The organism is Enterobacter cloacae complex sp. XAL002 (genome assembly GCF_049236805.1).
Taxonomy (GTDB): domain Bacteria; phylum Pseudomonadota; class Gammaproteobacteria; order Enterobacterales; family Enterobacteriaceae; genus Enterobacter; species Enterobacter intestinihominis.
The window spans coordinates 1-14,824 of sequence record NZ_JBMKJN010000027.1 but is presented as its reverse complement, the minus strand read 5'-3'; the positions used below and the strand labels follow the sequence as shown (position 1 = coordinate 14,824).

At 51.5% G+C, this 14,824-nt stretch carries 11 protein-coding genes and 1 tRNA gene; 5 read left to right on the top strand and 7 right to left on the bottom strand.

Annotated elements, in window-relative coordinates; genetic code table 11:
* Genes dpdJ through dpdD form a run of 3 tightly spaced genes read left to right on the top strand, consistent with a single transcriptional unit; the run spans position 1 to position 7,156 of the window.
* Positions 1-4,431: a protein DpdJ gene (gene dpdJ / locus ACOT0L_RS20145; RefSeq protein ID WP_126503177.1), complete on the top strand. Its 4,431-nt coding sequence runs from the start codon at positions 1-3 to the stop codon at positions 4,429-4,431.
* Positions 4,432-4,443: 12 nt separating this feature from the next.
* Entirely contained in the window at positions 4,444-4,974 is a 531-nt protein-coding gene (dpdK, locus tag ACOT0L_RS20140) for a phospholipase D-like domain-containing protein DpdK (RefSeq protein ID WP_016538299.1), read from the top strand.
* Complete coding sequence (gene dpdD, locus ACOT0L_RS20135; RefSeq protein ID WP_126503179.1) at positions 4,967-7,156, top strand: protein DpdD; 2,190 nt, start codon at positions 4,967-4,969, stop codon at positions 7,154-7,156. The genes dpdK and dpdD overlap by 8 nt, the downstream gene beginning before the upstream one ends.
* Before the next feature lie 29 nt (positions 7,157-7,185).
* On the opposite strand, the gene dbpB is transcribed toward dpdD, so the two are convergent.
* From dbpB to rraB, 7 genes are all read right to left on the bottom strand, one after another.
* Positions 7,186-8,313, bottom strand: a complete 1,128-nt coding sequence (gene dbpB, locus ACOT0L_RS20130) for a DGQHR domain-containing protein DpdB (protein WP_023295837.1) — start codon at positions 8,311-8,313, stop codon at positions 7,186-7,188.
* The gene (gene dpdA, locus ACOT0L_RS20125) at positions 8,310-9,560 is read right to left on the bottom strand and encodes a tRNA-guanine transglycosylase DpdA (protein ID WP_032682229.1); all 1,251 of its coding nucleotides are present in this window, start codon (positions 9,558-9,560) and stop codon (positions 8,310-8,312) included. Before dpdA ends, dbpB begins: the two co-directional genes overlap by 4 nt.
* Before the next feature lie 73 nt (positions 9,561-9,633).
* On the bottom strand, positions 9,634-10,590 hold the full coding sequence (locus tag ACOT0L_RS20120) for a hypothetical protein (protein ID WP_260473315.1): 957 nt from the start codon (positions 10,588-10,590) through the stop codon (positions 9,634-9,636).
* A 680-nt stretch (positions 10,591-11,270) separates the two neighbouring features.
* Positions 11,271-11,355: transfer RNA gene (locus ACOT0L_RS20115), tRNA-Leu, on the bottom strand.
* Between the two features lie 106 nt (positions 11,356-11,461).
* A complete protein-coding gene (locus ACOT0L_RS20110) occupies positions 11,462-12,184 on the bottom strand; it encodes a topoisomerase II (protein WP_126503182.1) in 723 nt (240 codons plus the stop codon).
* A gap of 30 nt (positions 12,185-12,214) precedes the next feature.
* Positions 12,215-12,973: a tRNA isopentenyl-2-thiomethyl-A-37 hydroxylase MiaE gene (gene miaE, locus ACOT0L_RS20105; protein WP_022646893.1), complete on the bottom strand. Its 759-nt coding sequence runs from the start codon at positions 12,971-12,973 to the stop codon at positions 12,215-12,217.
* A gap of 46 nt (positions 12,974-13,019) precedes the next feature.
* On the bottom strand, positions 13,020-13,445 hold the full coding sequence (rraB, locus tag ACOT0L_RS20100; RefSeq protein WP_017694625.1) for a ribonuclease E inhibitor RraB: 426 nt from the start codon (positions 13,443-13,445) through the stop codon (positions 13,020-13,022).
* 99 nt (positions 13,446-13,544) lie between these two features.
* Between rraB and argL the strand changes: the two genes are divergently transcribed.
* Together argL and argF are read left to right on the top strand one after the other, a co-directional pair.
* A complete protein-coding gene (gene argL / locus ACOT0L_RS20095; protein ID WP_221765951.1) occupies positions 13,545-13,628 on the top strand; it encodes a putative translational regulatory protein ArgL in 84 nt (27 codons plus the stop codon).
* Positions 13,610-14,614, top strand: coding sequence for an ornithine carbamoyltransferase (argF, locus tag ACOT0L_RS20090; protein WP_126503184.1), 1,005 nt, complete (start codon positions 13,610-13,612; stop codon positions 14,612-14,614). Before argL ends, argF begins: the two co-directional genes overlap by 19 nt.
* The last annotated feature ends 210 nt before the right edge of the window (positions 14,615-14,824 follow it).

Here is a 14,824-nt window from a genome sequence, read left to right as displayed (position 1 = left end):
ATGACTGTTGAGGATATATGTCGTCTGCATGCGGCGCTGGACGTGCTCGAAGGGCGCGAAGCCGAGTTGCTAGTCTGGGGAGACACGGAAGGTGCCTTTACGGATGCGGATATTCTGTCCCTGTTTGCCCACCATTTTCCTGATGATAATGGCAAAGTGCTGATGCAGGATCTTCAAGACGCCGCGATGTTATTTAGCATCCCCAATACTCAGGGAATGAGGCTTTATCGCACTCGTATGGCGGAATCTGTTCATCTGTTTCGCCATCAGCGCCAGTGGTTTCGCGGCCAGCAGTTGAATCGCACGCGGTCGCTGGTGGCTGACTATCGCTTTATACGCCGCCCGCGCAGTTACCCGGCAAGGATACATCCGGCTGAAGAGGTACTGAATCAATGGTCCGACGTTGAGTGGATGAACGACATTAAACGTCAGGCCCTGCAAACGCTTATCGGTGATTTCTCCATAGCCGGTTTTCAGTCCAAGGCGACGGCGCGCATCCTGAGGGCATGGGATTTTCACAGCCGCCACCCACACGCCAAAGAAGCAACCGCCACCATCGTATGTGCTGGCACTGGCAGCGGTAAAACCCTGGCGTTTTATCTGCCTGCTCTAACGTCACTTATCAACGATCTGCAACGCGATTGCTCGGCGCGGGTTCGCTCACTGGCTCTTTATCCGCGTAAAGAGTTGCTTAAAGATCAGTTTATGGAGACTTGGGTAAAATGCCGTGAAGTGGATACCCAGGCACAGAAACTTTCAGGGCGAAAAATCCGCATTGGCTCATTCTTTGGCGATACGCCGTACAGCATCCAGTACGTTGATAAAGACAAAGATCTTCCTTTTGATCTGCTACGCTGCAGCACTCCAAAATGCCAAGGCGAAATGCGCTGGAAAGCGGAAGATATCCGTCAGGGCAAAGAGATCTTGCGCTGTACGCACTGCACGCACAGCGTGGGTGAAGATGAAGTGGTGCTCACCCGCGTCTCATTGATGAATAACCCACCGGATATTTTGTTTACCACCACTGAAATGCTCAACCAGCATCTAGGCAACAACAAGGCCAGCCATCTGTTCGGCGTCGGCATGAACGTAATTGCACCGCCGGTAGTTTTGCTCGATGAGGTCCATACCTATTCAGGCAACAGCGGCGCGCAAACTGCCTATCTACTTCGTCGCTGGATGCAACTGGCGCGCTGCCGCCCGCATTTTGTTGGCCTCTCGGCAACGTTGAGCGATGCTGAGCGGTTCTTCGCAGACTTGGTAGGAGCCAACAAAAAACATGTCATGCTCATTGAGCCCGCTTTCCAGGAGATGGTAGACGAAGGGGCTGAATATCTGTTGGCATTGCGGGGCGATCCCGTTTCGCAAACGGCTCTGCTCTCAACCACCATCCAAACCAGTATGCTGGCACGCCGGATTATGGATACCCGCAAAGCCGCGTCGCACGGCACCTGGGGTCGCAAAGCCTTCGTCTTTACCGACGATCTTGATATCAATAACCGCCTCTACCACCAGCTTTGCGATGCCGAAGGGTGGCGTACGCGCGGACAACAACTTCTGCCTAACGAAACTCCGCTCGCAGCTCAGCGTAACGAAAACAGTGGTGCTCTCGACGCATTGACCCTTGCCGGTCAAAATTGGCGAATGGTGATCGATATAGGGCATCCTCTTGATGGTCACGATCGTGCCATAGTGGCGCGGACATCCAGCCAGGACGCTGGAGTCAATCCTAAAGCCGACATTGTCGTAGCAACCGCCTCGCTGGAAGTCGGCTTTAACGATCCTTCAGTCGGGGTAGTGATTCAGCATAAAGCACCGCGCAATGTCGCCTCTTATCTGCAACGCAAAGGCCGTGCCGGGCGTTCAAGAACCATGCGCCCCTGGATGGTGGTCGTGCTGTCAGAATTCGGTCGCGATCGCGTGGTGTACCAACGTTATGAGGAGTTGGTGACACCGGAAATCAAGGGCCAGTCGCTTCCTCTAGGCAATATCCATATCCAGAAAATGCAGGCAGCGATGGCAACTCTGGACTGGCTAAGCATGAAGATCCCTGGCAGTAACATCTGGTCATTGTTGAACAATCCGCCCAAAAGCAAAGAGCAGCAAGGGCATCTAGAGCGCATACTCACTTTGATTTCCGCCGTGCTGGAAAAGAATGTCTCTCAGCAGGAACTGGAACAATACTTATTCTACGCGCTCAAAATAACCGAGCCGCAACTTCAGCGCGTTATGTGGTCTCCGCCGCGCTCTATCATGATGGAGATGCTCCCGACCTTGAAGCGCCAATTGACCACCCGGTGGTCGCTGATGGGTATTCCCGGCGCAGACAGATCGATGGGGCGTTCACCACTACCTTCGTTTATTCCAGCAGCCCTCTTCAGTGAGTTGAACTTGCCTGAACTGAGCATCCAGCTTGAACGCCGCTTTGCGAAATATGAAAATCTGCCATTTATTCAAGGCCTGAAGGAGTTTGCACCGGGCCGCATCTCCAAGCGCTACGCCATTTATTCGGATCTGGAAGCCGATTGGCTGGTGCCAAACAATTTTGTGCCGCAACTGAACCAGGTTTCAGACGTCGATTTCGAGATCAACGAGGCATTTGGTGATACCTGGCAGCCGGAGTGTCTGGTAACCCTTGCGGATGCATCGCAGCTAAAAGTCATTCGTCCTCTGCAAATTCTTACCCGAGCTCTTGATTTCAAACAGAATCTGACGGAGAAGAGTAATTCTCAGTTGACGTGGCACACTCACTTTTCCGCAGATGCCCATGCCGAAGCGATGGCGATCCCCGCGGGGCCATGGAGCACAGTGTTGCGGTCCGCCACGTTTTATACACATCAACATATGACCCCCCTTGAGCTGACGCGTTATGCCACCGCCGCCAGCGCTTCGCTGCGGAGTAAAAGCAAACAGCAGGCCTGGGTGAATTTTAGATGGGTCGAAAACGGTCACCCGGTCGCAGTTGGTGCCCGCCAGTGGGTGGATGGCATGAAGTTGAGTTTTACGCTGCCTTCCGCACTGCATCAGCAGGTCATGAATGATACAAAGTTAGCCGGGTCTCTCAGAACGCTCTATTTCCGCCACTGTATTAGCAGTGAAGCTCGTTTTGAATATGACAGTTTCACCGCGGACTGGATCTACGAGTGCTATATAGCGGCGCTGACCAAAGAAATTGTCAGCAGCACAGACCTCGCGGATGCAATTCACGCTCTGCGCACGCCGGAGGGCAGAGAGTCGCTGGCAACAATTGCCGATTCGCTGTTCCAGGCCGAAAATATTTTTGAAAACAACGAAGATGGAGAGGGCTCAGCGGAGCGCCAGGAGCTACAGCAGCAGTTGAGGAGCCTGTTCAACGAGCCGGAACTGCTTGCAATGCTTGATACGCATAGCGCCGTGTTAACTGACGACCTCAGCCAAAATACCTCTTTTTGCCAGTGGCTCCAGACGTTGTTGATAAGCACCTTCTCAGGTGCCGTAAAACAGACCAGCCATATGTTGCTGCCTGAGGTGGACGACAGAGGATTGCTTGTTGACGCCGTTCTTGATGGGGAGCAACTCGATATCTGGCTCACCGAATCAGAGCCTGGGGGCTGCGGGATTATCACCCGCCTCGAAGAAGCGTTCCACGGCGATCCGGTCGCCCTGCTGAATCTGTTTATTCGTAGCTTTGCCGCCAGCGACTACGAGCAGATCGATGACGATCTCTTCGAACTGCTCTCGCGACTCCCTTCAAACACCACATTGCAGCAGACGCTGAACGATTTACGCTTGGCGGAGAGTCATCATGATCGTCGGGTTGCGAATGTAAACCTACGTACTGAGCTAAAAAAACAAGGATTTGCGCTTTCTCACAGCTTTATGTCTGTGCTGCATACCCGCATCCTTCGCCCTGGCAGCCAGCTTTCTCACGATCGGCGCTTGCTGGACTATCTGCGCGAATGGCGGGCGCTGGAGGCCAAAGCCGGTTATGAAATTAACCTGAACATTTTTGCCCATACTCAGGCAATTCAGGAACTTCCCGGAGCGAACGTCACAAAAATTTTCGAACGTTTTTGCCAGATTCAGGGCATGCTGTGGCAGCGTGGCAATACTATCCGCCAGTCGATACTCAGCTACTACAACCCCTTTGATAACGGGCCAAAACTCACGGAAAGGCTGCTGCTCAGCACCTTGTTCTGGCAACCTGCGACGCAGATTGATTTGACAGACAGCGACTGGCTTTCGCAGATCCACACGGCGATCTCTCGCGAAGGGTTTGCTGAATTACTGATCCCCCGGGAAGCCCGCCAACAGGTGGTACAGACCGTATCCGCGTTACAACTGGTACCTGTCGATTATTTCGGCCTGCACCTCTACCCGAGAATTGGGGCCGTCGACTATCGAGGCGGCAACATCGTGTTGCGAGTCGAACTGGCTGAAGCCCTGCAGTAAGGAGAACGATGAATGGAAGAGCAACGACAAATATTTCTCCATGGACCTCTCGGACAGCGACAACTGAGGGAAGTACTGAGTGCGCAGTTCAGTGGGCTTATCCTGTACCCTGAACTCATCTGGCTGATCTCGCCATGGATGAGCGATTTTGACGTCATTGATAATCGCGGGGGGCAATGGAGTTTTCTTGATCCGTCGTGGGGTGCCAGAATGGTCAGTTTCCAGGAGCTTCTGGCGACGGCAGTGAATAACGGCTGTCCACTCAGGATAGTCACTCGCCCGGACACGCTTAACAAAGTGTTCGTTGAGCGACTGCAGGCAAGACTTTCGCCGAATCATGATATGCAATGCTCCTATTATGAGAACCTACATGCCAAAGGCATGTTAACAAAGCACTTCTTTCTGAAAGGTTCGATGAACTATACCTGGAGCGGTGCGAACCTTAACGATGAGCATTTGCTGTTCTCCAGCAACAAAACCCTCATTTCTGACGCACTGATTGAATTCGGTGGACAATATACCTTCGGTGACAGTGATGAATAATATCCCCTCTTGGATTAGGGCCTTCTTTGGCGAAAGCAATTTGCTCAGCCTTGATAAACTGCTAAGCGACTCCCCCGGTGCTTACGCGCCTGAGCAGAAAAATGCGCTGTTGCCTCTTGTGAAGAGCGCGCTTGACGGTGAATGGCCCATTATTCTGCCTTGGTGCGACCGCCAACACTGGGTTTTCTTCGCGATGGCAGAAGATGAGCGCACCCTGCAGGAACTCACCAAAGTTATCAATGCCCGGTTTGGTTCAGCTGACGTTGAGCCCGACCGCCGAATTTACTTGAGTCCGACTTCTGGCCCGACTTTTACGGCAGAAACCGCATTGCTCGAACATAGCCCAGCAGGGTTTATTCGTATTGAGTTGCTGGAAGGTAAACGTGAGGATAAGCAGGCAAAAACGCGGGTTTTTGCCGCCCTGAAAGAGTTGATTGACCTGTTCCGAAAGCGTCCATCTCTCGTTCGCACCCGCAAGCGCCCGTTTGGTCGTATCCTTAGCGATTTCATGCTGGCAACAAATCAAAAAGAGGTGGAGGCCAGCAATGACTTTCTGCAAGAACTGCGTGATAACGGTCTGCTCTCCAAACGCAATCTACTGCTACTTGAGCTTCAGCAGGCCGGGAAATGGCAAAATTGGGATGCCCTGCTAAACCACCAAGACCTGCCAGATCTGATCAGAGGGCGCATTCCCTCGTCGCTGACCAGAATGCTGCTTGCCGCTTATCAGCACCGCTATCTGGGCCATGATGCCCTTAGCTACACGCAGGAGACGCCATCGGCTTTGCGCCCAGCCTTCCTTGCCCTCCAACCGCTTTTTACGCAGGTTCCACTGCTAGGAAGCGAGGAAGGGGAAATTAACTCTTGGAGAAGTTGGGCGATTGGCGTGGCGCTGGTGGGTGAACAAAACCTGCTCAGCATGATACCTGACACGCTGAAATCAGGATGGCTTCAGGAATTACAGCACTGGGCCGAACTCAAGAGCACCGCGTACGATACTCCAGCCTCATCTCCTGTCTCGTTGTCGCTGCCGCCAACAACACTTGAATCTCTGGCCAGTTATCTACAAACGTCGTTGACAGCCACAGCCGAAACGCTGGGGAGCTATGCTGAGATGCTCAGCAAGATAGATCCACAACTGTATGAGCAAGCTCAGAAAACCCCTCTTCTAAAAACGCTGATTGAGAGCATCAACCGGCTTACTGCCGCGAGCATCACCGGCTGGGACAACTGGTTCTCGCGCCTGCGCGAACCCGATGCCGATAGAAACGCTCTGATGCAAATTGTCGCGCTGGAGAGCGAGCATTGGCCAGTCGCCTCCTTCCAAGAATCGGCTTTTGTTCACCTGCTGGCGCAGGATTTTCCGCCGCATGCCTTTTCAACACTACGCAACGCCATGCCCGCCTTTATCGAGTGGCTGGGGAAAAACCAGCTGCAATTGCAGAGTACAACATGGCTGAAATGGATGGATGTTCTGGCGATGGAACAAAGCGTCAGTCCGGCGGACATCAAACTGGCGACCCTAGTAACCGAATATTTCCTGCAAGGTCCTCTCACCCTGGCTGAATACCAGAATTTTGTTGCTACATTGCAACTCATTATTGAGCGCTGCAGTTCACTTAAAAATCTGACCTCGCTTGAAGAGATGATCGAACTGTTTCTTGATGCACCGGAGCACGATAACGCCACACGAAACGCGCTATGGATGGATATTCAGACTTTTGCCGTTGGTGTATGGCCGCGCCTCGATCACTCAACCCGAGCCATCATGCGTAGTCTGGCCATCAACGTATTGGGCATTGGTGCTGATTCAGCGTTTCCTCCGGAACCGGCACGAAGCGATGATAGCGAGCCTGAAACACTTCCGGATCTCTCGGGCAAACGTGTCGCCATTTATACCCTGACAGAAGGAGCTGCTCGCCGGGCCAAGGGGATGATTGAAGTGTTGTTTCAGGGGATCAGAGTAGATGTGAATCATGACCATAACGCAACGGATAAGCTGGTCAATTTAGCAAAACAGGCTGATTACTTTATTTTTGCCGCTGCGAGCGCAAAACATCAGGCACTGTATGCGATAACGCCTCATCGTCGCGATCTCATTTATCCTGAAGGTAAAGGTGCTGGTTCGATTCTCAATGCCTTTGTTGCACGTCTTCAACAACCCATGAGTATTGACGTATAAAAAATAAGGGGCATTCGCCCCTTATTTTTTTAGATGTTTGCGTTTGCCGTCTTTATATAGCTGGTTACAAGATAATCAGTAACCAAAGATATATCTTTTGAAAGATTTTGCAGTTCATTCCATTTACGAACAATAGGCTGACCATCAACATCTGTGCCGAAGTTCCACACGCCACTACTCCATGCACAAAGCGGCTTAATACGGTTTAACTCTTCGACAAAACGAGTATAGGAAGGGATCTCAGTCCAGCCTGGTTCACCTTTATAGTCCTGATGAACCTGATCGATTTCATCCATCAAACTGCCAAGCGCAAGAATACCAACGCCATGTAGCAAGCGGGAATAACGAGGCTTTTTATCCCAGTCATCAGTAAACACAGTTTCCACAGCCGACCAGAAGTTATTCAGCAGTTTCACCATCTTCCCTTCATCCCCCAACCCTGTCGCAGGGTCACGAAAGCGATACAATGCTCCCTCACGAAGACTGGCATCGATCATTTTGATCATCGAGTTGTCAGCAATAACCCCATCAGGGTTGGTCGCCGTTTTGATGCGCCCTGCAAGTGGACCTTCGCCGAAGTTCAGTCGTTGAGTTAGCAGTGAAGGAAACTTACGCATTTGCAGATCGGATGGCAAACGACCGTGGGTATGCGGTGCCAGTTCGTATAACAACGTTTTGGGCAACGGTTTTGTGGAGTTAACCAGCATGAACTGTTCACGCTGTTCTTCTGCATCATTAGCGATAAATGCAGATACCGGCATCATAAACGAGTCTATTTCCGCATCCCGCAAAGCAGCGGTACGTTGTTGACCATCCACTATAAATCCTGGCTTCTCAAAATCCTTATCTTCGGAGAAAGGTATTACCAGATGCCCCATGTCGCCATTATCTGTAAGTGGTTCAAAACGCACACGCTTATCAAAAGCGATAATCACCGGGTTTGGTATCATCGGGTTTGAGCTCTCAATATAGCGCTGAATTTCGCGAATATGGTTACGTACTTCTGGACGCTGATAGCCAACCAAATTCTCTTCGCCGCGACGAATACGCGAAATCGCTGCAATTTTGCTGATCTGTTTACCTTCTATCGCAAGGCTATAGAGTTGCCTCTCCTCACCCTGTCGGATTCGCAGGGCGGGAACACGATATTCACTCATGACAGTTCCTCTGAGCGTAATGACAATGTGTGCTGTAAACGGTTGTACAACACCTGAATATTATGGAAACCGCGGCGACGGTTACGTTCTGCTCCGCGGAAAATGATGACGTTGATACCGATAGCCTGGCAAATATTGCATTGGCACTGTTTCCAAGGACGTTCACCCAGTGTGCGTTCATAATCCGCACGGATTTTATCGGCCTCTTTTTCACCTGAATGCAGGCGTTCATAAGCCAGTACTGCCTCAAGAGTTTTCTCAAGGGACAAAGCCCCTTTATCGTATTCGAACAGGGCATTCATGGCATCCTTTTCCAGATGCCGAGCAATATCCTGATCGATCACACCAGATTTTATTTTGCGGCTTAAACTTGGATTCGCATCAAACTGAGGGACTCGCACAGCGGTATAGGCCGGGCCATCAGGCGTATGATAGTTATTTTTTCGATCTTTAAAGGCCTGCTGAAGCGGTGTAGTCGAGTCAATACTGGTCACACCAAACTTGATAAAGTCGGCGAAACTCTCTGGACGAGCAATACCTAACAAGTGAACACGTGTATCACTTTTCAGCAGTGGCTTAATCTCTTCGAGAGTCTCAAGGATCTGCGCCGTTTTCAACGGCACCATCCCCCCCATGGTGATATTTTTGTATCCCATGGCCAGCAGAGCCTCTACTGACTGACGGTAGGAGGTTTTGCTCCATCCATGTGCAACGCCAAAGGCGGTGAAACAGGACTTTTGAGACTTGTTTAAAAACTCTTGAGCCAAGGTCAGCGTGATATCCTGACGTCGACGACATTCAGCCAACACTTCTCCACTGAATATCTCACCAGGTTTCTCATAGCCAAAAACAATATGATCAAGAGAAACACCATGGTTAAATCGGGAGGTTTCGTAGAATTCAATGACCTCTTCCACTCGGTATGGCGGCACATCTTGGTTAACATAGGTGAAGGCTCCGCAATCACCCATAGTTTCCATACTTTCCGGCAAGCGGAAGAAGTGCTTCATGCCATTACGGAAGTAGCGTAAGCGCTGGGCTCGCGTATATTTACTTTCTCCACTGCCAAGGCCGTCAACTACTGCTTTCGAAACCAGCATGCCGTCATAAGGCCGAGAAAATACCTCATGTGGATAATGATCGTCACGCTGGCGAACGCGATGTTCGTTTCGCGTTTCATGGAAGAAGTCGAAACTAGGATCGATAAAATCCTGACTATCCGGGAAAAAATATTTAAGCTTCGACAACTTACTCTCCTGTGACGCCACTGCAAAGCCTCAAAAAACGGAAGATTCTATCATGAAAACCTGACCAGTGGCATCAAGCTTTACTACCCGTCAAACCCTTGAAAATCACACGGAACCGCTTTTCCTCGAATGAATTCCCTGAGTCACGAAACTCGCGCAGGGCCTGTGTTGCACTGATACTTGGTTGATGTTGCAAAATTTTCAAAATGTACAACTCAACTTCTTCAGAACTACGCCTAATTCCTTTTTTTACTTCTCGCGCAGGCAATTCGTTTAATTCTGTTGATAACCTCTGAGAAAAATCACTTAAATTATCTAAGCCTCTTTCAGTAAACTCACGAATAATATGCTTTGCCATACTAACATTTAGCATGAGCATATTGCACTTTAACCATTGAGCCATATCATGGTTAGTTTTAAATAAATAACTCATCAGCCTGTCGTTAATTACCTTTGATGTAATAATTAGCAATTGCTTTTTAGAATCAACCAGATACTCAAGACCATTAATGATATCTAATTCAATGGCATTGATATAATCAGGAGAACCACAAATAATATAATAGTGATCCTTGTTTTTTTTCATCAAATTTTTAATTGATGAAGGATGCTCAGAAATGAATGGAGATCTCTCTGTTAATTCTTTCCACCATGTTCTATGGAAAGATTTCCCTACATATTCACGAGAGTATAGCGGTATTGATTCATCGTACCCAATCGCAAATGTTGCTTTATAGGGTACGACTTGATCAGTATAGTGAAGCAGGCCAAGACCAGCAGAAATAACCCATAAATCAATATGATAGGATTTTAATATTTCTTTAGCAGTAGCCCAGTGCCCCCCCTTATACAGATCTACTGCGCATACTGTAGCAGATGTTTTTAGGGATTCATTTAAAGCATTACACCAAGAGTTCACCAATACATTTGAAGGGGTCTGCCCAGAGGTATACTGGGCTAAACTCAATATAGCCTTGCCATCACTGTTTTTACCATTTGTGCAAGTTGTTATTAAATTGATGTTACTCACAATCGCTCTCCTGAAACTGTGCAGCCAAAGCTACCTCAGAAAAAGGGATGTTGCAAGAAACGAATTGCTACTCACCGTGATTTTTTTGGTTGGTTATTGTTAGTGAGCAACATACTCAAAGTATTCATCTTGTGAGTTAGTGCATTTATGGCATCGTCTCAAAATTCCTTGCTCTTCCAATGAAAGGCAAAAAGCCCTACAACTCTCGAGTAATTTTGTTGAGTTTTCACTTTTATCCATTGAAATCAATGCTCTAGCAAGGGTGTCATAGCTAAATCCGCCAGTCGAATGCGAAACAATGCTCATAGCAAGTTGGGTATCGAAAGTCTTCATAGTGCATCTCTTAAAAGGAAGCCTGATCTATTTATAAAAAACAATTGGAAACTATTCAAGAATACATTATCGATTCTTGTTTTGTTTACCAAACACTCTGAAGATTTATGATAAGGGCAATCAGACTAATTCTTCTCAACCAACATGCATTTAGGAAGAACTCTCAAATCGATTGATTCATCTTCAAAAGAACAGCTTTAAGGATATAAGCAGCCTACGCAACTGGATTCATCTACCCCTAGAACAAAATTGTAAGTTTTTCAAAGGCAAAGAAACGGTAAAGCTTGTAGTAACTGGATTTCAGACACAAAAAAAGCCGCCCTTAAGCGACTTTGATTTGCATCTTTTGGTGCCGAAGGCCGGACTCGAACCGGCACGTATTTCTACGGTTGATTTTGAATCAACTGCGTCTACCGATTTCGCCACTTCGGCACTGAAGGGGATGCGGAAACGTTGTGGATTATACCTGTCGCGCGCCGCCATGCAAGCGACGACACGCTAAACCCGCGCTAAGTGCCCAAAAAACCAGCGCCCTTCGTCAGTCCAGCTCAGACACCGCCAGCCGAATCACCCCCGCCGCCTTCTGCTCCGGCAGCGCCAGCACCTTCGCCCACATGTCCTGCACCATATCGCAGGAGAGCTTCTCCTTGCCCACCGCCTTCTCCGGCATCTCCAACAGCTGGATATCCTCGCCGTACTTATCGGCAAGCGCCTTCATAATCGGCCGGACATCCCCGACAGCCGCCTCGCGTTCGGCTTGCGTCACGGTGTGGCGGTTTTTGCCGTAGGCCGCGCGCATCATGTCGGCGTCGGCCTGCATGCGCCGCGTCATCAGGTCTTTATCCAGCATGCGCATCGGATTCACGCCGCCCTTCACCGTCGGGTAGAGGAAGCGGAAGCAGGCGTCGTCGCTCACCTTCTGGATGGCGGCGGTCTGCTCCATATTGATGGTCATGTAGTTCACCACGTTGGCGTCCGGGGCGTTTTGCAGGCGCGACATCTGCAGATGCAGGATCTGCGGCTGGATGGTGTCGATAATCTGCTGCTCCGGCTCGCCCGCTTTTTGCAGGGCGGCCATCTGGTCGAGGATGCGCTGATGCAGCGCGGGCTCCTGCTCCTTAATCACCTGCCAGGCGGGCATCTCGTTGAGGGCGTTATCCATCTGCCGTTCCGGAGCGCGCTGCCTGTCGAAAAACACCCAGAACGCCACGGAGGCAGCCGCAATGACGATAATCACAATACGGGTCCACTTTTTATTCATCTCGCATCCTTATCCTTGAGTTATGCCGGGTTACACCGGCACGCCGCTGTGGAAGCGAAACTCGTGGTCCGGTGTCGAGATAAGTGTGGCTTCAATTTCGCCAAAAAGCTGTATGCGCGGTGAGATATCGTCGTCGCTCACCTGCTGAGCCAGCGTCAGGTAGTCCTGATAATGGCGCGCTTCCGAGCGCAGCAGCGAGAGATAGAACTTCTGCAGGTCGTCGTCGAGGAACGGGGCCAGCGCGGCGAAGCGTTCGCAGGAGCGGGCTTCGATGTAGGCGCCGCAGATGAGCTTGTCGATCAGCGTCAGCGGTTCGTGGGTGCGCACTTCCTTCAGCATCCCTTTGGCGTAGCGGCTGGCGGTGATTTTGACGTACGGAATGTCGCGGGCCAGCATCGCCTCGCGCACCTGCCAGAAGTGGTGCAGCTCCTCTTTAATCAGCAGCACCATGCTGTCGATGAGCGCCTGTCCCCACGGGTCGTCGGTTTTGGGCATCACGCTTTTGCCAATCTGCCTGTGCAGGGCGATGAAGTCCGGCTCCGGGCCGTCGCGGAAGGTGAACTGTTCGTAGGGCTTGAGCCAGTCGAGCAGCGCATCGGCACCGCTTTCGTCGGCGACGTATTTACGCACGAGTAACAGCGCGGTCTGGGCGGCCTTGAGCTCGCACACCATGTGGTCGGTGAGCAGCAGCGGCAGGTTCGCCGGGTCGCGGGCTTTATCAATCCATGCTTGCGGGGTCGGGCACTGGAGGAAGTTGAGTACGGGGGCGAGTATCTGCGGGTAATCCATGGTTCTGCCTTGAAAAAGCGGTGGCGCGTGCCACCGCCTGAAACGCTTAGTGACGTACGCCGTCGTCGTCTTCGTCGACGTAATCTTCGTCGTCGCCTTCTTCGCCGTCTTCACCGTTCGGATCTTCGAAGTAGGTTCCCCAGCCGTCGTATTCCACTTCAAACTTCTCGGCCAGGTTCATCAGCTGTTCTACCTGCGCGTCGATCAGCTCCGCCTTCAGCGCGCCTTCGCTCAGGATGTCGCAGCAGATGACGGTGTCGCCCTCTTCCACTTCCAGTTCTTCCGGCTCGGTCACTTCGTAACCCAGCTTGAAGGCTTCCACGGCCATTTTTTCCAGCGCCTCGAAGTCATCCGCAGAGAAATGGTGTTCGATGGTGTACAGCGCGTCCGGATCGCTACCGTCTTCCAGCAGTTCTTCAATAATCAGACGCGTCTCTTCGCGTTGCTCTTCCAGTAATTCCGGGTTTGCCATGGGTCAATCCTCTTTAAAGTGCGGCAGATACTTCTATTTTCACACACGGACGGGTTTGCCTCCACCTTTGTTGGAAAGATTTGTGAAACGGGGTTGCAAATGAATAATTACACATATAAAGTGAATTTTAATTCAATAAGTGGCGTTCGCCATGCGAGGATAAAATGTCTGATCTGTACATGAAACACTTTCTGAAATTGCTCGACTTTACCCCTGCACAGTTCACCTCTCTGCTGACTCTTGCCGCACAACTCAAAGCCGATAAAAAAAATGGCAAGGAAGTACAAAAGCTTACCGGTAAAAACATCGCGCTCATCTTCGAAAAAGACTCAACCCGTACACGATGCTCTTTCGAAGTTGCCGCATTTGACCAGGGCGCGCGCGTTACCTGGTTAGGGCCGAGCGGCAGCCAGATTGGGCATAAAGAGTCAATTAAGGATACCGCACGCGTGCTCGGGCGGATGTACGATGGCATTCAGTATCGCGGTCACGGCCAGGAAGTCGTCGAAACGCTGGCGCAGTATGCGGGCGTGCCGGTGTGGAACGGGCTGACCAACGAGTTCCACCCGACGCAGCTGCTGGCGGATCTGCTGACCATGCAGGAGCACCTGCCGGGCAAGGCGTTTAACGAGATGACGCTGGTCTACGCGGGCGACGCGCGCAACAACATGGGCAACTCGATGCTGGAAGCGGCGGCGCTGACCGGGCTGGATCTACGCCTGGTGGCCCCGAAAGCCTGCTGGCCGGAAGAGAGCCTGGTGGCGGAGTGCAGCGCGCTGGCGGAAAAGCACGGCGGGAAAATCACCCTGACGGAAGACGTGGCGGCGGGCGTGAAGGGCGCGGACTTTATCTATACCGACGTGTGGGTGTCGATGGGCGAAGCCAAGGAGAAGTGGGCGGAGCGGATAGCGCTGCTGCGCGGGTATCAGGTGAACGCGCAGATGATGGCGCTGACCGGCAACCCGAACGTGAAGTTCCTGCACTGTCTGCCCGCGTTCCATGACGACCAGACTACGCTCGGCAAGCAGATGGCGAAGGAGTTCGACCTGCACGGCGGGATGGAAGTGACGGACGAGGTGTTTGAGTCGGCGGCGAGTATCGTCTTCGACCAGGCGGAAAACCGGATGCATACGATTAAGGCGGTGATGGTGGCGACGCTTGGGGAGTGATTGACTCCTCTGCGGTCTGGTGCCCTCACCCCGGCCCTCTCCCACGGGGAGAGGGAGAACACCCAGCCCGTAGGCCCGTGCAAGCGCAGCGCCGCCGGGCGAATCAGGCGACGATGCGGCCTGATGCCCTCACCCCGGCCCTCTCCCACGAGGAGAGGGAGAACACCCAGCCCGTAGGCCCGTGCAAGCGCAGCGCCGCCGGGCGAATCA

Bases quoted from the DNA above. Each gene is read 5' to 3' on its own strand.
- rraB (WP_017694625.1), bottom strand. From the start codon at position 13,445: ATGGCAAACCCGGAATTACTGGAAGAGCAACGCGAAGAGACGCGTCTG.
- dpdD (WP_126503179.1), top strand. From the start codon at position 4,967: ATGAATAATATCCCCTCTTGGATTAGGGCCTTCTTTGGCGAAAGCAAT.
- argL (WP_221765951.1), top strand. From the start codon at position 13,545: ATGAATAATTACACATATAAAGTGAATTTTAATTCAATAAGTGGCGTT.
- miaE (WP_022646893.1), bottom strand. From the start codon at position 12,973: ATGGATTACCCGCAGATACTCGCCCCCGTACTCAACTTCCTCCAGTGC.
- ACOT0L_RS20110 (WP_126503182.1), bottom strand. From the start codon at position 12,184: ATGAATAAAAAGTGGACCCGTATTGTGATTATCGTCATTGCGGCTGCC.
- dpdJ (WP_126503177.1), top strand. From the start codon at position 1: ATGACTGTTGAGGATATATGTCGTCTGCATGCGGCGCTGGACGTGCTC.
- dbpB (WP_023295837.1), bottom strand. From the start codon at position 8,313: ATGAGTGAATATCGTGTTCCCGCCCTGCGAATCCGACAGGGTGAGGAG.
- argF (WP_126503184.1), top strand. From the start codon at position 13,610: ATGTCTGATCTGTACATGAAACACTTTCTGAAATTGCTCGACTTTACC.
- dpdK (WP_016538299.1), top strand. From the start codon at position 4,444: ATGGAAGAGCAACGACAAATATTTCTCCATGGACCTCTCGGACAGCGA.